At 36.8% G+C, this 17,386-nt stretch carries 18 protein-coding genes, 1 other RNA gene and 1 pseudogene; 13 read left to right on the plus strand and 7 right to left on the minus strand.

Annotation, left to right across the window (positions count from 1 at the left end):
- The first annotated feature begins 99 nt into the window (after positions 1-99).
- The 8 genes from L0951_RS04965 to L0951_RS05000 all read left to right on the plus strand — a co-directional run bounded on the left by L0951_RS04965 (position 100) and on the right by L0951_RS05000 (position 6,531).
- Positions 100-636 carry a hypothetical protein gene (locus tag L0951_RS04965; RefSeq protein ID WP_234109945.1) on the plus strand — a complete coding sequence of 179 codons (537 nt, stop codon included), beginning with the start codon at positions 100-102 and terminating at the stop codon, positions 634-636.
- A 285-nt stretch (positions 637-921) separates the two neighbouring features.
- Positions 922-1,416 (plus strand): hypothetical protein, encoded by a 495-nt coding sequence (locus L0951_RS04970; protein ID WP_234109947.1) that lies wholly within the window; start codon positions 922-924, stop codon positions 1,414-1,416.
- A gap of 28 nt (positions 1,417-1,444) precedes the next feature.
- Complete coding sequence (locus L0951_RS04975) at positions 1,445-1,624, plus strand: hypothetical protein (RefSeq protein ID WP_234109949.1); 180 nt, start codon at positions 1,445-1,447, stop codon at positions 1,622-1,624.
- Between the two features lie 8 nt (positions 1,625-1,632).
- Positions 1,633-2,358, plus strand: a complete 726-nt coding sequence (locus L0951_RS04980) for a hypothetical protein (protein WP_234109951.1) — start codon at positions 1,633-1,635, stop codon at positions 2,356-2,358.
- A gap of 3 nt (positions 2,359-2,361) precedes the next feature.
- Positions 2,362-2,754, plus strand: coding sequence for a hypothetical protein (locus tag L0951_RS04985; RefSeq protein ID WP_234109953.1), 393 nt, complete (start codon positions 2,362-2,364; stop codon positions 2,752-2,754).
- A 241-nt stretch (positions 2,755-2,995) separates the two neighbouring features.
- Positions 2,996-3,802: a vWA domain-containing protein gene (locus L0951_RS04990; RefSeq protein ID WP_234109954.1), complete on the plus strand. Its 807-nt coding sequence runs from the start codon at positions 2,996-2,998 to the stop codon at positions 3,800-3,802.
- Positions 3,803-3,804: 2 nt separating this feature from the next.
- Positions 3,805-4,959, plus strand: coding sequence for a hypothetical protein (locus L0951_RS04995; RefSeq protein ID WP_234109956.1), 1,155 nt, complete (start codon positions 3,805-3,807; stop codon positions 4,957-4,959).
- Between the two features lie 12 nt (positions 4,960-4,971).
- Positions 4,972-6,531: a hypothetical protein gene (locus L0951_RS05000; protein WP_234109958.1), complete on the plus strand. Its 1,560-nt coding sequence runs from the start codon at positions 4,972-4,974 to the stop codon at positions 6,529-6,531.
- Between the two features lie 220 nt (positions 6,532-6,751).
- On the opposite strand, the gene L0951_RS05005 is transcribed toward L0951_RS05000, so the two are convergent.
- The 3 genes and pseudogenes from L0951_RS05005 to ssrA all read right to left on the minus strand — a co-directional run bounded on the left by L0951_RS05005 (position 6,752) and on the right by ssrA (position 8,606).
- Positions 6,752-7,390, minus strand: a complete 639-nt coding sequence (locus L0951_RS05005) for an SOS response-associated peptidase (RefSeq protein WP_234109960.1) — start codon at positions 7,388-7,390, stop codon at positions 6,752-6,754.
- 262 nt (positions 7,391-7,652) lie between these two features.
- Positions 7,653-7,997: pseudogene (locus tag L0951_RS05010) on the minus strand (DNA polymerase III subunit alpha); the annotation flags it as partial.
- 209 nt (positions 7,998-8,206) lie between these two features.
- Positions 8,207-8,606, minus strand: a transfer-messenger RNA (tmRNA) gene (ssrA, locus tag L0951_RS05015).
- Positions 8,607-8,752: 146 nt separating this feature from the next.
- Between ssrA and L0951_RS05020 the strand changes: the two genes are divergently transcribed.
- Positions 8,753-9,547: a hypothetical protein gene (locus L0951_RS05020; RefSeq protein ID WP_234109962.1), complete on the plus strand. Its 795-nt coding sequence runs from the start codon at positions 8,753-8,755 to the stop codon at positions 9,545-9,547.
- Positions 9,548-9,649: 102 nt separating this feature from the next.
- Positions 9,650-10,381: an SIMPL domain-containing protein gene (locus tag L0951_RS05025; protein ID WP_234109963.1), complete on the plus strand. Its 732-nt coding sequence runs from the start codon at positions 9,650-9,652 to the stop codon at positions 10,379-10,381.
- Positions 10,382-10,423: 42 nt separating this feature from the next.
- Here the strand turns inward: L0951_RS05025 and L0951_RS05030 are convergent, their stop codons facing one another.
- The 4 genes from L0951_RS05030 to L0951_RS05045 all read right to left on the minus strand — a co-directional run bounded on the left by L0951_RS05030 (position 10,424) and on the right by L0951_RS05045 (position 14,419).
- Positions 10,424-10,936, minus strand: coding sequence for a GNAT family N-acetyltransferase (locus L0951_RS05030; RefSeq protein WP_234109964.1), 513 nt, complete (start codon positions 10,934-10,936; stop codon positions 10,424-10,426).
- A 108-nt stretch (positions 10,937-11,044) separates the two neighbouring features.
- Positions 11,045-11,266 (minus strand): PspC family transcriptional regulator, encoded by a 222-nt coding sequence (locus L0951_RS05035; RefSeq protein WP_234109966.1) that lies wholly within the window; start codon positions 11,264-11,266, stop codon positions 11,045-11,047.
- A 102-nt stretch (positions 11,267-11,368) separates the two neighbouring features.
- Positions 11,369-13,651: a GH92 family glycosyl hydrolase gene (locus L0951_RS05040; protein WP_262908439.1), complete on the minus strand. Its 2,283-nt coding sequence runs from the start codon at positions 13,649-13,651 to the stop codon at positions 11,369-11,371.
- A gap of 63 nt (positions 13,652-13,714) precedes the next feature.
- Positions 13,715-14,419: a response regulator transcription factor gene (locus L0951_RS05045; protein WP_053215472.1), complete on the minus strand. Its 705-nt coding sequence runs from the start codon at positions 14,417-14,419 to the stop codon at positions 13,715-13,717.
- Positions 14,420-14,621: 202 nt separating this feature from the next.
- On the opposite strand from L0951_RS05045, the gene L0951_RS05050 reads away from it, so the two are divergent.
- The 3 genes from L0951_RS05050 to L0951_RS05060 are packed head-to-tail and all read left to right on the plus strand — an operon-like array spanning position 14,622 to position 17,225.
- Positions 14,622-15,275 carry a hypothetical protein gene (locus tag L0951_RS05050; RefSeq protein ID WP_234109970.1) on the plus strand — a complete coding sequence of 218 codons (654 nt, stop codon included), beginning with the start codon at positions 14,622-14,624 and terminating at the stop codon, positions 15,273-15,275.
- A gap of 18 nt (positions 15,276-15,293) precedes the next feature.
- Complete coding sequence (locus L0951_RS05055; protein WP_234109972.1) at positions 15,294-16,610, plus strand: hypothetical protein; 1,317 nt, start codon at positions 15,294-15,296, stop codon at positions 16,608-16,610.
- Between the two features lie 33 nt (positions 16,611-16,643).
- Positions 16,644-17,225 (plus strand): DUF2067 domain-containing protein, encoded by a 582-nt coding sequence (locus tag L0951_RS05060; protein WP_234109974.1) that lies wholly within the window; start codon positions 16,644-16,646, stop codon positions 17,223-17,225.
- Positions 17,226-17,386: the final 161 nt, after the last annotated feature.

Genomic DNA, 17,386 nt, shown 5'->3' on the forward strand with positions numbered 1-17,386 from the left:
TCTATTGCACATTCCGAAATATTTTCGTATTAAAATAACTTTTTAAATAGCATTTAGAAAAATTTGAATAACTCTGCAAAAAAAATTAAAATGATTTTTGTGAAGTTTAAAACGCATTCTTTATTGGCTGGATTCAAATTGGTAGGAATAGGAAAGAAAATAGAGTCCACGCTTATTTTTCCTTTTGAAACTCCTCCAATTAGATTTAGTTCTTTTGATGGGAACTTTCAAAGTAGGCTTGACTGTATCGTGAACCTGTATTCAACTCAGTTACCATTTTATTTGAATTTTTTTTCAGAGTTCCAGTTCTATAAAGAAAAACTGGCTACTTACGAGAAATTAATTGACAATAAGGCTTTTGAACAGCTTGACTCCAAAGGAAGGAGATTATTTCTGATGAGTTTGGCAACGGACTATTTTCACGAAATTGAAGGGAAGATTCCTGCAAATGTCTTCAAGATGGACTTGTTTGCAAAATTGCTCAACTCAAATAGCGAAGAGGAGTTCAAATCACTAATCTCACCATCTGATACAATAGAAGCGTTAGAAGCAAAACATAAGTTTCATATCCACAAAAGTCTTCAAAGTCCATCTTATAGACCTGAGCTGATGAATTTTTCAGAAAGGTTGAATTGATATTTTACGTTTAATTTTAAAATAGAAAGAAGGGAGGCTGTGAATTTTGATAAAACTATTGTATTATTTGCTATATTTGTTAAAACACATCATCGAAAAAGTGTAAAACTTTTCGCATTGTCTGATAAACGGCTAATTTATTTTAAGCACAATAGCAAAACAGCTGAGCACACTTGCTTACATTGAGTTGAGCTTCCTGTTTTATGTGCTTGGGTTTTAGCCGACCTTTCAGACTAAATGTCGAGTTGTTCCCTCGCTTTTTAGCTTTATAAACAACAAATGCATATGAAAAAAAAATATTCTTTATTGATTTTCGCATTATTGGGGAGTTTAATAAAAGCTCAAAATAATGACCTGATCCAAAAATTTCCCAAGTTAGATTTTCAGATTTCTACACCTTGTTCATTGTACGAAAATACATCTTTCAAGCAGTTGGCAAAAGGTCAGGTAAGTATTGTTGAATCATTGGTTTGTGCTTCTAGCAGAAACGACAGTGCAAATGCAAGCATATATAACATTAATATCTATAGGGAATCGGGAGGTGCAAAAGAATTCATATACGATTATGCAGCAAAATTACAAGGTGCTGGTATCAGCTATCAACGAGTGGTTGTTGATGGGATTCCGATGTTAGAATATACCATAATCCAAAATGGTGTTCGAGCAAAAGCACTTGTGTTTTATCGATATGATAAATCTTACCTGTTACAAGTCACTTCAAGGAGTAATTTATCTGAAAAATTTAATCTTATGAAAAAATCATTTAAGAAACTAAATTAAACTTTATATAACTAAAAAATTAAACATTATGAAATTATTGGGAATAATTTTTATGGCAATTGGTGCTTTTATTTTACTGATGGTCATTATTGGAATTGCCTCTGGGAATGGCTCGGAAAAACAAATCCTTAGGTTATTGATTGCGGGTGGCTTTTTGTGTTTTGCTGGAGCTTTAAATTATTTAAGGTACAAAAATAAAGTAAAATGAAATTTATTATGAAAACAATCTTGACCTTTTTTATTTCATGTGCAATGTTTTTGGCAAATGCACAGACTTATAACGAACAACCGATTGACCCAGCAGTTGGAATGTCTTCAGGTGGCGTTAGCGAGCAAGTCAAAATGGCTGATGAGGCACTCAGAAATAACAAAAGCATGGGTATAGGAGAAAAATTAAATAGTAACATGAATAGAATTGAACGTTCTGTTGAAAATTCTCCGTCATTCAATGAAGTTTACGAATCTCAGAAACCATTAAATATTGTGGAAGAAGCACAAAATCAGCAATCTTCTCCAGCACAAAATACTCCAAACAAACCACTAACATATTCTGTAGGCGATGGAAATCCTTTCGTCACAGAAATCAACTTAGATGACCATTATGACAGGAAAGCAGATGGTTCTTATATTAAGAAGGGTGTTAAGACTGATAATTCTAATACAATAATTTTTGTGTTACTCGCTATTGGTGCTATTTTATTGCTTGTGTTTTTACTCAAAAGGAACTCCAAACCTACTTCAAATAATACAGTTCGGCGATATCCCGTTGATACACCCGAAAGATATGAGAAATCAAATGAGGTATTTAGCTATGATGGCGGTCACAATAAGTACGATAATGCTTCCGTACATCATAAAACCACCGCTGAAATGAATCCGTCTCCAACTAGCCCTACTCGAAGAGAAGGCTTTAATCCATCAAAACTATACGGAAAAAATTAAATTATGAAAAGTTATAAAACATTAATAAAGGTTGCTCTTACGATTATATCAATGGTTATCAGTGGAGGAATAATTGGTTTAATGATGGAAAGTCAAACTTTTGGAAAATTCATAGTTGTGGCTATACAAATGATTATCTTAAAACTAATTTGGTCAAAGTCTAAAGATGAGCCAGTTCTAACATCTGTTAATCCAGTAATTAAAAAGAAAGAAAATGTCAACAATACTGGAGATATAGTGAATAAAACTGGTGGCACAAACCCTACAATCTATAATGCTGGTCACAATTCACAAAATAATCAATCTGCAACATGGCTGAAAAGTGGACAACCAGAAGATACTCATCCCAAAAAATCAAGAGAATTTAACAGTGATAATCCATATTCAAAGAACTAATGCTAATACCACCAATCCTATTTTTGATGTTCGTAATCATCGGTAAAATGATTGATAATCATCACGACAAATTGAAAGAAAAAAAAAGATTCTGCCAAAAGATTCGCATACAATGGAGGGCAGAATGCTTCCGCAGAGATGGATGAATCTGGAGAGTCATACTCCTTGCGTAGTAATATTCAGCAGAAATAAAAACAAAAAAGATTTTCTTAGTACTAACCCATACTCAAAAAATTAATATATGTACAATTTAGACACTCTTCAAATTAGCAGCACCCATCCGTGTTTAATCATTTATCTTTTAGACCAAAGTGCTTCAATGGCTGGAAATTTTGGTTATGATACTTCAAAAGCCGTTAAACTCGCAGAATCCGTTAACGAAATTATTTTCGAAACAGGACTAAAATGTTACAGTTCAGGCGGTGAACTTAAAAATCGCTTTGAACTTTCAATCATTGGATACGGTGCGGAAGCAGGGCTTGTAGAACCTGGTTGGGAAGGCAATCTTAGAGACCATTGGGTGGTTTCGATAGGAGAGGTATTTCAGAATGCTATAGGTGAACAAAATGATGTCCCCATCTGGATTAGACCAAAAGCAGGTATGGATACACCAATGACCAAGGCTTTCGAAAATGCACATCGAATTTGTGAGGCGTGGATAAATTGGGGTAATCATAAGGATTGTCATCCTCCAATTATCATTAATATATCGGATGGTGTACCAACTGATTCAGAAAATAATGATTCAAAGCTCGTCAATACAGTTAATAATTTAAAAAAATTAGGTACTAACTACGGGAATGTGAATATTTTCAACATCCATATATCATCAGGCGGAGGTGATAGCATTTTATTTCCAACACACCTTGCAAATTCTAATATACACGCAAATCTCTTATTTGAAATTTCAACAAATCTAACTGATAAGATGGTCGCTATCGCAAAAAATAAAAACTATCACACGCAAATAGGTTCAAAAGGATATATCTATAATGGTACAGCAAGAAATCTGATGGACTTTTTACAAATAAGCAGTGACCCTGTATAGTGATGAAAATAAGAGTATTTCAAATCCAAAAAAAGGCTTCAGAAACTTTTGCGGAAATTCAGGACAAATATCTCATTAATCCTGCTTTAAGAACGGTTGCCCTATGTGATGGTGCAACCCAAGGTTTCAGGTCGGAAATTTGGGCTGAAATGTTAGTTCAGGCTTTTACAACTTCTCCCAACTTTAAGAAAAACGACCTTATAGAGTTTTTTACCACAAAAGCTGAGGAATTCGATGATATTAGGTTTGAATTCAATGAAAACTTTGCTGTAAAAGCTATTGAGAAAAAAAAGAGGGAGCTTGGAAGTTTTTCAACCTTTATGGGAGTTCAAATAGATGGGATTAAAGTGCAATTTATCTCATCTGGAGATGTATGTTCTTTTGTTGTGAAAAATGGGAAAATTTTTTCTTCTTACCCTTTCACTTCGGTAGAGCAATTAGATGCCGACCAAGGATTCTTAGGGACAAAAAAATTAATCAGGAACGAAATTTCTGAAGATACATTTTATGAAAAAAATGTTGAAATACAGCGTGATTGCAAATTGTTGCTGGTTACGGATGCAATTGCAAGATACATTCTGAGGACTAAAGATATCGAAATATTGAATGTTCAAAATTTTGCTGATTTTAAAAACTATATTTTAAATATTTGGGAAGATAGATTGTTGGAGGATGATGACATCTCGTTAATCGAAGTCAGTGAATTTGACAATGCTGATTTTGTAATTGAAGAAATCTTACCGCCTGAAGATTTCTCTTTTCCAAAAGAAAATCCCGCATCTACAAAAAACTTCAACTTACAATACATGAAAGAAATTAAAGAACTACAAAATCAAATCGAGTTTCTAAAAAGAAATGTTGATACTTCAGAAAAAAGAATTGACAGAATATCTTCAAAACTGAAATCCCTTGGCTACATTCTATTTTCCATATTAGGGCTTATGGCACTCTCGGCAATCATCTTTTTTTGGCAAAGCTTTAACAGCAAAAGATTGGCAGGCGAAGAGGATGCAAAAGTTAAACAAACAAATTTGTTGGAGGTTCAAGATTCTGAGAAATCAGCATCAATTAAATCCAAAAATAATGTGAAACAAGCGAATAAAAAGAATGATGAAGTTTTAATAGACCTAAAGCAAGAAGATTCTGCCAAAAAATAAATAGTTGTGTCAATGAATTATCCATTACTTTCTGAATACGAAATAGCAATCAAGAAAAATGGCAGTCAAATCTTAAATCTTGGTGAAAGATATGAGTTTGTTGCAAATAGAGTTACGCCAATAAAATTCTATAATTTTGGTTCAGGAACTTTTGCGAGCGTTTTCAAAGTAAAAGACATTCGATATAATCATTACGCTTTAAGATGTTTTCTTAATGCTGGTGACCCCAAAAGAATTGAAAGAACAAAAAAGATTAGTGAATTTCTTTCTCAGGTCAATGAACCGTGGTTGTGCAAAAGCCGTGTAATTGAGCGAGGAATCAGAATAAAAGGCCATTATTTTCCAGTAGTTGTGATGGACTGGACTTCGGGAATTTTAATTAATGAATATGTAACAGATATTTTACATTCAAACAGTAAAATAGATGAACTTATAATCAAAATATTACAACTCAGTCAGTCACTTGAGAAGAAAGGTATTGCACATGGAGACATCCAATCTGGAAATTTACTGGTTGAAAAGAATGAAAACAGCATTAATTTGAGACTTGTTGATTACGATGCAATGTTTATTCCCAGTTTGAAAGGTGAAAAAGCAGTTGAAGTAGGTCATTCATCATTTCAACACAATAGAAGGACGAAAGATGATTTTGACGAAAAGATAGACGGTTTTTCTTTTTGGTTAATGGTCACTGCTCTCGAAGCGTTGAAATTCGACAAAACACTTTGGAATAAAGACATGAGCGGTGGATTTAATGATGGTGATAACTTCCTATTTCGGGCAAAAGACATCGCAACACCTCACGCATCAATTCTAGTTTCGAGACTAAGAAATTTGCGGCAACCATCGGTAGACTATTACTTGGATAAATTGCTTTCAAATACATCGTCACCTTCAAGGTCTGAATTGAAACTGTACGGTAATGCTATACAGTTACATAAACCGACTACTGTAACTCTTTCGAAAATTAATGAGACAACTCAAGTTCGAACCAAAGACGAACAAGCATATTTCACAATTGATGCTGATGTTCCCAATGCGAACGTTTTTTTTAATTCAGTTAGCGGCTTAAAATTAGGAACAACGCCCTTGAAACTGTCTTTGGACAATGCTTCAAGACTTATCATAATAGAAAAAAACGGAGTGCAAAAACCGTTTTATCTCAATATTAATGAGAGGAATTATTTTATCAAACTAAACCAGCATTCTATAAATGTTCCTTCATCTGCTCGGAGATATCAAGTATTTGGAAATCGGGGGTCAAAAATTGATGTCACATTAAAAGATATCGAGGAAATCTACAGGTCGGGCAGAGATTTGAACTCGGTTTTTGTGAATGGCTATATAGAATATGTATCAAATGTGCCTGAGGTGAAAGCTATAAAGGACAGATACTTCACTAGTAATCCCACTCTAAACGTGAAACAAAATATTGAATATGAAAGTACTTCTACAAAATCTCCTGTTCAAAATACAAAAATAAAGCAGCAAGATAGCAGTATGTCCATAGTTGGTATAATCATTGTTTTGGCGATTATTGGTCTTCTTATTTTTATAGCGGCAAATTCATGATAAGTTTTTCTTTTATGATTCGTCAATTACGCAACATGAGAAATTTTATTGGGATTTAATCGGACATGTAGGCATTAGCCGTCAAAAAATATTTGTGGATAAAAACCTAAAAATTATTGAACTTTTCCTACTTACTTAAAAACATATGCACTTAAGTCAAATGCTTATATAGTTTAACTCTTACATAATCAATAACTTGTAAACTCGAAATGTCCTTAAATTAAAACAATTTATTTTCAAATGATAGGTTGGTTGCAACGACTTCCGCTTCATAATTCGGAAATGAAAAATCCTGCAATGGAATATCGTCTAACCATCGATATTGAACCTGTTTGCCAAGCATTATTGGCATCCTGTGCTTAGTGTTGTGGATTTCAGACATAAGTTCATTTGCCTGTGTAGTTACTACGGTTACAGTAGGTACTTCTTTTTGGGTTTCAGGGTCTGTCCACAAATTATATATCCCACCAAGAGCAAAAATAGGTTGGTCTTTGATGCCAACTAAATACTGATGCTTGATTTTTCCTTTTTCGTCCTGCCATTGCCATTCATGGAAACCGTTCACCAGAATTAAACAACGATTATTTACTGAGTTTTTGTAGCTTTTTAGTTCTTCAGCAGTTTCAATTCTCGCATTAAGCGTCTTCTTCTGAAAGTCCCTGTTTTTACTCCAAAAAGCAATAAGTCCCCATTCTGCTGGAACAATATGTGAAGTGTCTCTATCTACGATAATAGGTACTCGGGGTGTAGCAAATCCATTAATCCTGAATTCCCTGTGATAAGGCTCGCCAACATATTGTGCTTCGAAGTATTCTTCAAGCTCTTGAGCTTCTGATAATAGTGAAATATAGTTACACATAGGTGGTTTTATATTTTGATTTTAGTTTTGGTCAATAATTCTCTTAGCTTCCTCAGGGTTGTATTGATACTTACAAGATGGACACAAAAAATAATATTCGAAATAGTATTTTTGATTAGATTTTAATTTACGGTTTGGAATTTTCTTTACCATTGGAGTTCCACAAAGACATAAATCACCTTCATTTTGGATTTTCACCTTTTTATTTTTTTGCATACTCATAACTACTTAGTTGTTTTTGAAATTTAGTAAAGTTAAAAAATTATTTCATCTTTATTCTTGGTAAACCAATTTCATGTTCTTGTGGATAAGGCTTTCTCCATGTCATACTCACATCTTCCTTGATATTTCTTTGGGCTTCCAAAGCTTTTTCTTTATCGTAAGCATATCTTGGGTCAGGTATAAAAGGCATCTTAGCCATTTTAGTAATGGTTATCGTTGGGAAGTGGAAATCTACCTCAACAAATCCAAGCAATAAATACACGCCCCCACCCTGAAATGGATATTTTTTCAGATTATCTGGGAAGTGAGCCGTATCAAAATACTCTCCTTCCACATCAATCCAAGTTCCAAAATACATAGTTCCTTTTTTGGTTGGAAAATATCGAAAGAGGGTAGTCATATACAGAGCATAGCCAGGGTCATTTTCTGGATTTTTAAGTACCCCTGGCTATTGACAATGCGATTTTTGATGTGAATTTTTACAATATACTTTCAAGCATTTTATGCGCTAATTATCCATATGTGGGGAGGATGTGGGGATAAACTCTACTGTAAATAAATAACCCATTGATTATCAATGGGTTATTTTTATAGGTGTGGAGCAGGAGGGATTCGAACCCTCGTCCAAACAAGCAACACATAAGATTTCTACATGCTTATTCCGTTCTTGGTTTTCGTCGCAAAGCAGACAGCGGACAGCCAACTTTGCGCTTATCTTCTGAGGTTTTCGTTCCCGATTCGAAGACTCTCGGGACTTATTTCCGCATTGCTATACCCCGTGATCAGACGTCGCGAAACAGAACTTCTGCGGGATATCTCGTTTCCTTACTGTGCTTCAGGAAAAACGCTAATCCTACTATGATTCAGATTAAGCAGCGAGAGCGAACTCTTGGTTGCCAGTTAAAATTTTGTAGCAAGGGATTAAAGAGATCGCGCCACGGTTCTCTGCATGCTTACTTATCCATTGGTCTTGCTGTCGAAACCAGTCTGCCCCGGATTTTGTAAGGATGCAAAGATACGCAATTTTTATTCCAAGATAGTAAAATCGAATTTCCCAATATTCTCATAAAACCCGTTAACAGCGGTTAAACTTCTTCGCCCAAATCAAAAAAGGATTTACTTTTAACAAAAGTTTAATCCATGAAAACAAAACTACTTTTGATTTTCTTTCTCGCTTGTTCGATTTCAGGTTTTTCCCAGACCTATATTTTCGGGAAGGTGAAGTCAGAAATGGGAAAAGAAATCTTTGAAACGATCATCATTAACACCAGAACCGATGAGAAAGTACTTTCCGACAAAGACGGGAACTATATGATTGCCGCAAAACCATCGGACGAACTCCGTTTTGTGAAAAGCGGTTATGACCGCTTTGACGTGAGGATTTCCAAAGAAAATTTTTCGAAACCGCTCGATGTCCTCTTGAACAGAGTTCCGTACCTGATTCCGGAAGTAGAGATTGCTTTTCAACCCACTGGGAATTTGAAGAAAGATTCCAAAACACTTGATCCGCCTAAAAGGGTGGTTGCGCTCAATTCGTCATTAAATGCATACATGATGACTCCGCTAAGTGAAGTTGCTCCGAAACTGACGACGCCATCGGCATTCCAAGGACAGGATTACAGTGCGGGACACGCAAATATTTTGGGAATCGCAAAGGCTATTTATGGCTTGATCAAAAAGGAGGCGAATCCATTGACTATAGCCAATTACGCCGAAACTCAGCATTTTTTCGCCAGGATTAAGTTGGAACTTGATTTAAGTTTTTACATATCCCAAGGTTGGGATGAAGATGAAATTGACCGATTCCTCATTTATGCCGACCAAACTTATCAGTTGGCGAAAAAATACCGGAACAATTTCAACATTTCCAAAATATCGACAGAGATGATGTTGGCTTATAAAGAATATGTGAAAACCAGAAAAACAAAAAGTTAATAGAATTCCCATTAAAAGTTAAAGAAATCTTAAAATTTGGAACGGGAATTGTTATCATCAATGCAATCACAAAAAGTTATTCAATAAACACCACTTCACTTTATGAACAAAAACATCATTGCGATCGCGATCGCAGCACTTGGATTCGTTATTGGGCTCGCTTTCTTAGGAAACGCCATTAAAAACAGAAATAAATCTGAAAACACTATTTCCGTTACCGGATTAGGCGTGAAAAAATTTACATCAGACGTGATTGCCTGGAGCGGAAATTTCTCGCGCAACAGTTTCGAGTTGAAATCTGCTTATGACCAACTTGCAAACGATAGGAAAGTAATCGAGAACTATCTGGTTTCAAAGGGAATTCCAAAGAATGAGATCATATTTTCTGCGGTAGATATCCAGAAAGAATTCAATTACAATACAGATTCCAACGGAAGAAGCAGTCAGACTTTTGCGGGCTATCAACTTTCGCAAACCGTTTCCATTGACAGTAATGATGTCGCCAAGATTGAAAACCTCTCCAGAAATATCACTGAAATCATCAATCTGGGAATTGAGTTCACCTCATCGCCTCCGAATTATTTCTACTCCAAATTGGCAGACGTGAAACACCAAATGATTGCAGACGCCACGAAGGACGCCAGACAACGCGCCGAGAAAATCGCTGAAAACTCCGGAAGTTCATTGGGGAAACTGAAAAAGGCGACGATGGGAGTTACCCAAATCACCGCGCCGAATTCCACGGAAGAATATTCTTATGGCGGAACGTTCAACACCTCGTCGAAAGACAAGGAAGCGAGCATCACCATCAAACTGGAATATCAGGTGGATTAAACTTTGCAAGAATTGCATCCTGTATCGATCTGAAATCAAGATTCAAACATATACCACATCATAAATCTCCTCCTTGATCCGCTCGAGACTTTCCGGTTTCCAATTGGCAAAAAGCAGGAGGTTTAGCGGTTTTTTTCCTTCGCCGTAACTCGGCTGCATATAGGTTTCATCAATAATGGTGAAGCCATTTTTTTGGTAGAACGAAATTCTCCTTTTGGAGTTGTCATCTTGATTTTCGGGTTCAGCTTCTAAAACAAGTCGCGAGAATTCCTTAAAAAGAATCCTCATCATTTCAGAACCGTATTTCTTATTCCGATGCTCCACGAAAATTTCCAGATGCTCCACAAATGTGAAGTTGCTCAATTCCCAAAGAATCAGGTATCCGATATTTTCAAATTGGTCAATTACCGAAAATACCTTTACTTTAGGATGTGCAAAGAGTTGCTGAAACTGTTTCTCGCTCCGTCTTTCGTCTTCGATAAAGGAAGCGCAGTAGGATTCATAGATGTTTTTCGCACGGAAATCTTCCGATGATGTCAATTGTAAAAACTCCAAAACGATGAAATATTAGTGAGAATTAAAATTTTTGCGGATCAATTATTCGCATAAATTTTCATGCCATTAATTTGAAATTTCGAAAAAAAATCTTGCATTGGCGGCAATTCACAAATCAAAAACGCCCGGTCTTCTGGTGATAAACATATCTTTGATCCAAAGTGTAAAGGCGAGTCCCAAATAAATCAGGAAAAAAACTCCTGCCGTAGCAAAGGTGGAATAGATGAAAAATACCCGGAGTTTGGACACTGGAATTCCCAGCTTCGTGCCCATTCTCGTGAGAACGCCGAACCATTGCCTTTCCAAATTGTGCCTTAAATTATTGAGCATTTTACTTTTTTTTGTAAGTTCAAAGATATTTAATTTCTTGCAGATTTCCCGAATTTAAATTGTTTTACGCAGAAAGTAACCCATCAATTGTGCTTCTTTCACTTACTTTTTACCATCCATCACATAAACAATCTCTCCTCCGTTCGCAATATCGGAATGTTTCAGTATGTGGTTTTTAATTTCTTTGCCATTCACGAAAATTTTGGAGACATATACATTTTTCTCCGACTGGTTTTCGGTTTTGATGTTTAAAGTTTTCCCGTTTTCCAGATTGATTTTTGCGGATTTTAGCAAAGGCGAACCGAATTGGTATTCAGCAGAACCCGGTAAAACCGGATAAAAACCGAGCGCCGAAAAAACATACCACGCACTCATTTGTCCGGCATCATCATTTCCGCAGAGTCCGTCTTCACCGTCTGAATACATTTTCCGCATGATCATCCGAACTTTTTCCTGGGTTTTCCAGGCGTCATTTGTCCAATTGTACAAATACGGAATGTGATGACCGGGCTCGTTTCCGTGAACGTAATTCCCGATGATTCCGTCCCGGGTAATGTCTTCGTTCTTTTCAATGTATTTGTCGGCGATTTCGGTAGTGAAAATTTCGTCGAGATGTTTTGAGAACTTGTTTTTTCCGCCCATCATCTTAATCATTTCCGGAACATTTTGAGGAACATAAAGTCCATAATTAAAGGCGTTTCCTTCTATAAATCCTTGTCCGTGAGTGTCCATTGGATCAAAAGCTGTTTTAAAACTTCCATCGGAAAGTTTCGGGTGCATGAATCCGGATTTCGGATTATAGACGTTTTTGTAGTTTTCACTGCGTTTCAGGTATTCGGATTTGGTTTTTTCGTCGCCCAGTTTTTCGGCGATTTGAGCGATGCACCAATCGTCATAAGCATATTCCAATGTTTTTGAAACGGAGGAATTGCTTTTATCTTCGGGAACATATCCGTATTTTAGGTATTCACCGATTCCGTCATAATATTTCAGGTTAGATGAGGTCACACTTGCGTTGAGCATGGTTTTCAAATCGGCATCGGTGGTGTTTTTTGCCATGGCATCTGCGAGAACCGAAACTGCGTGATAACCGATCATGCACCAGTTTTCATTGGCATAATGGGACCAAATCGGCAAGGCTTTGTGTACGCTGTGTCGCGCATGCGAAAGCATGGATTTCACAAAATCGTTGTTCCTTTTCGGCTGGATAATATTGTATAAAGGATGAAGCGCCCGATAAGTATCCCAAAGTGAAAAAATAGTGTAGTTGGTAAAATCTTTCGCATTGTGAATGTTTTGGTCGATATCCAAATATTTTCCATCGACATCTTGGTAAAGAATTGGCGACATCATCGTGTGGTACATTGCTGTGTAGAAGGTCCTCTTATCGTTTTCGGTTAAAGTTTCTACCTCGATTTTGGAAAGTTCCTTTTCCCATTTTGTCTCGGTTTCTTTTTTGGTTTTATCAAAATCCCAGTGCGGAATTTCGGCTTCCAGGTTTTTTAGCGCGCCGGAAGTTGACGTGGGCGAAAGCGCAAATTTGACCAAAATCTGTTCATGCTCGCTCGTGTCAAAATCAAAATATGCCCGAATCTGTCTTCCTGCAAATTCCGGGAAGTTTTCATTTTCGTTGAATTTTCGGTAAAAGCCGTTGTATTCCACTTTTTCGTAACGTTTTCTGCCATAGTTCTTAAATGGTTCTGAAAATTTCATGGCGAAGAAAACCTTTCGGGTTCTTGCCCAACCAGTCGTTTCCCGAAATCCGGTGATGGTTTGGTTGTCTTCAACCCGCACGAAAGTCCACACATTTTTAGCGTCGTAATTGTAGATGTTCGACATCAAATCCAAAATGATATGCGATGCTGAAGATTTCGGAAAAGTGTAACGGTGGAAACCAACTCTTTCGCTGGAAGTCAATTCCGCCTTAATTCCATAATCATCAAGAAAAACCTGATAAAATCCGGGACTTGCTTTCTCGGTATTTTTTGAAAACCGGGAGTGATATCCGCTTCCTGGTTGTTCCGCCGTTCCGGGTTCCAGATTCAGTTTCCCTACGGTGGGCATTACCAGAAAATCGCCCAAATCGGAATGACCGACTCCGCTGAAATGGGTGTGAGAAAAACCAAATATCGTTTTGTCATCATATTGATAACCGGAACAATATCGGTAAGTTTCGGGATTGTATTTTCCATCCATTGCATAAGGAACCTGGTTGGTTTCCGGCGAAAGCTGCACCATTCCAAATGGAGCGGTAGCGCCGGGAAAAGTGTGGCCCATATTTTTGGTTCCGACAAAAGGATTGACATAAGTGGTGAGTTTTTGTGAATTTGCCATAATGGAAATTAGCGAAAAGAGTATTGAGGAAAGGAAACAGACGGTTTTCATATCGGAAAATTTATCAAATATAGGTTGTTTTTGTGGTGTCCGGATGATTTTATTCAATCTGCTCTAAGAAACCAAATCAAAAGCAAGGGCAAAACGCAGCAGTTCCGTAAAAGATTTTACCTCTAATTTTTTGATGATGTTTTTGCGGTGTGTGGAAACCGTTTCTTTTGAGATGTGAAGCAGGTCTGCAATTTCTGCCGATGACTTTCCGCCGCTTAGTAATGCGAGGATTTCTTTTTCACGTTTGGTCAGCAATGCGAATTTTTTGTAATGGAGTCTTATATACTCGTTTTCGTCTAGGACTTTTTTTACCTTTTCCATCAATGTTCCTGTACCTTCAATGGGTGTCGAGAGCATGATCAACTGCTGCTCATCATTTTTATCCAATAATTTGCAAACGGTATAAAACCACCGGTGCTTATCCGACTTGTAAAGCTTCACGCGCTGGAAAAAATTGAGTTGCCGGGAATAGTCTCCCTCATTGCAGTAGCTTAAAAGTTGTGGAATGATGGCATTGGTCTCTTCCCGGATAAAGAACTGCTCGTAGTATTGTTCTCGCAAGCTGTTGAGCTCTTCAAGTTCCACACCCAAATTATTGCAGCCCCACTCATTCATGTACAGGATTTGCTGCGGAGCGCCTTTGCTTAGGCTGTGAACCATGATGGAAGCCGGGATGATTTCTGAAATATCGGCAATGTCAAAAGAATCCTTGGAAAGATTCCGCTCGATCTGAAAGAGCTTCTGTTCTATGTCATCGTAGTTTTTCATACGGAATAAATCTTGGCTTTTACTGATAAATACTTAATTGACATGGTGTCAAAACTCAAATATATCCATTTTTTGTTAAAAATACCCAGTGGTGGGTATTGTTTGGTTATGAAATCCCAGATATCTTTGGCATTATGAGAATATGGAGTTCTAAAACAGAAAATCATATCATTTTCCACTTTAAAAAATGTAAACCTTTAATATGACAAATATGCAACGATTAACAATTTTTTTATTAATGCTTTTAAGCTTTAACCTGTGCTATTCTCAAGGGGCGAGCTTAACAAAGGAGGAAACTGTAAATTATATTAATAAAAAGCTGAAAGACCTTGTTGGTTACACATCAGCATGGTCAAATAAAACGCGGGTCTATATCCTGGAAAACAATTTCAAATCTCTCGGAGAAGGAAAATACAGTTACAATGAGTATTGGAGCAACGGTAAAACAAAAAGTATAAAAGACTATGAATGGGTACGGGAAGATAAAATGAATGGGGGATATAGTGGTTCCAAGTTTGAAAGAAGCTTTAATGCTGCTTATATCAAATCCATTACCGATGCAGGGGTGGATTCTGATAATGCCTCAATAGGTAAGATTAAAATAAGCTTTGGCTCTGATGCGGTGAAATTAGATAGAACAGATTACACACAAACCCAAAAAGAACATCCCAATAACCGGAACTTTGACTATAACTGGTATTACAGAGAATACAATACAAGCAGCTCGTCCAAGTTGGAGTCTTATTTGATTCTTTATTATCCAAAAATTGATTCAGAAGATGGCAAAAAGTTGATGAAAGCACTCCAGTATTTGGTTGATTTGGAAAAAGCTGAAGACGATCCCTTTGGAAATTAATTTTATTAAAAATCATTCATGAAAAATATAGCATTCATAGCTTTTTTTGTTTTGCATGCCGTTTTATCCGCGCAAACCATTGGCATTTCAGAAGTAACAGCTGTGGAAAGCAAAGCTGCTTTATATGAAGGCAATGAAGAAAAAATAAACCAGATCAGAAATAAAATCCCCGAATTGGAAAAACGCTGGAAAGATAATATCGCCAAGTTACGGGACGAATTAGCGGCGCTAAACAAAGAACGCGATAATCTGATTGCCGACATGAAAATTGGTGCGAGATGCAGCCAATGCGGCGGCTGGAAATCGGATTTTGAAAAAAGAGGCGAGAGTTTTGAGAAACATTTGGGTGATGTGAAAGGTTATGCAATCCCAGCTACTACTGCAGAAATTGAAACTACAAGAAAATCGTTTTCTGAAAAAACAGCCATCAAAAAAGTGCAGCTGCAAAATCTTGAAAAAGGAGATCCAGCGATCATCAAGCAATACGATGAGATCGAAAAAATCAAGAAAAACAATATCAAACTGTGTGAAGAAATTACCCAACACAGCAAGAATTATGAGAAAAAATTGTTAGAAGATGCCCAATCACAACATAAGATTTGGTTGGAAGATGTTTTGATCTCCGGTTCAAAAGCACTAATCCAATCTAGCTCCAAAAAAATACTTTTAGCGAAAAAAGGCTGGCTGGAAAAAGAGTTTAACGAGAAAAAAGAAACCGAACTTGCCCGGATCAAAGAAAACAATGCTGCCCAAAGAGATCAGAACAAACAAAAAATAGCAGAAAACGAGCTACTCATTACTCAACTTGATGCAGAACAGGAAAAACAGGGCATTCAAAGCATAAATGAGCAAAACAGAGCGCTATCTGTGGAAATCACGCAGCTTGTAGCAGATTTAACAAAAAATCAAATACAAAAAACAAAGGAACTGCAAGAAGAATTCAATTTAAAAATCGCCAGTTTAAAAAAACTTGAAGCGGAGTCAGAAATAATGCGAAAACAATTTTCGGATGAATTTGATGCGAAATTAAAGCAGTACAAACAGAAACAAGATGCATTCACCAAAGAGATAACCTCGGAAAACAACCGAATGTTACTCGCTGCAAAAAAAATAAATTGTTCGGTTTGGAATGAAACATCGGGAAAAGTAAACTTAAATTGGAACAAGTTGCTCCCTTGTGTGAATATGTTTGCATTTCCGGATACCCTAATTATTCAAGAGATTGTAGGGAGTTCTACCTGCACTAATGAGCCTTTCTTCCAAAGTGGAACTTCTGTTTACAAATCTTTTTTTGAGGGTTTGGCGGCAAGGGAACAGAAAGTACTCGTCAATTAAGAATAAGTTTTTTTCAATAATAACATCTGAAACATGAATCCCAACCAACGAAACCAACTCCAGGAAAAGAGGGCTCAACTGCAGATTCGAATTCGGTTCAGCGAATTTGTGACACGTAACATTGCGCCTTTTCTGGAGGTTTTGGAGGAGCTTCAAAACTCTGGGATCAAATACAGCGTGGTTTCATTTCGGTGCATTCCGCTGGAGTTTCACGAACTTCTTCGAGAGTATATTCGTAAAGAAAATCTGGCAAAATACAAACTTTCCGATGTTTTGATTACGAATGAAGACAAAGAGGTTAAAACCGCCCTGGAAAAATACCCAAGTGCAAATCCGGTTCGTTACATTTTGGATGCGCCCGTTGTCGGCTATGGCAATCAACCCGATGAAGTGATGCGGGAACTGATGGAGCTGCACCAACTTGAAGAAAAAAAAGTGTTGATTTGCTGGCTAAAATATGCGTTTTTATTGGAAATCGACTTACAGGATTTTGTACAAAATGTAAATGACGATTTCATGAACGGTTGGCACGGCGATGCCGTCATATTTCCTCCAAATCGCGATTGGCTTATTGCTTATGCATTGGAAGACGAATGGCGGTGTGAAAAAAAGTGAAAACAATTCTGATGTAATAAAGGTGTTTCAGATTTTTTTTAGAGGTGCCAAAAGCATTTTTTCTGTTTTTTAAGGCAAAAGGATGTAATTTTGCGTTGAAGATTCGTGACCGTTAATTTTTTGTTAAAACCTCGTCTTGGTACAATTTCTGAATAAAAGGT

Source organism: Chryseobacterium sp. R2A-55 (genome assembly GCF_021401085.1).
Lineage (GTDB): Bacteria > Bacteroidota > Bacteroidia > Flavobacteriales > Weeksellaceae > Kaistella.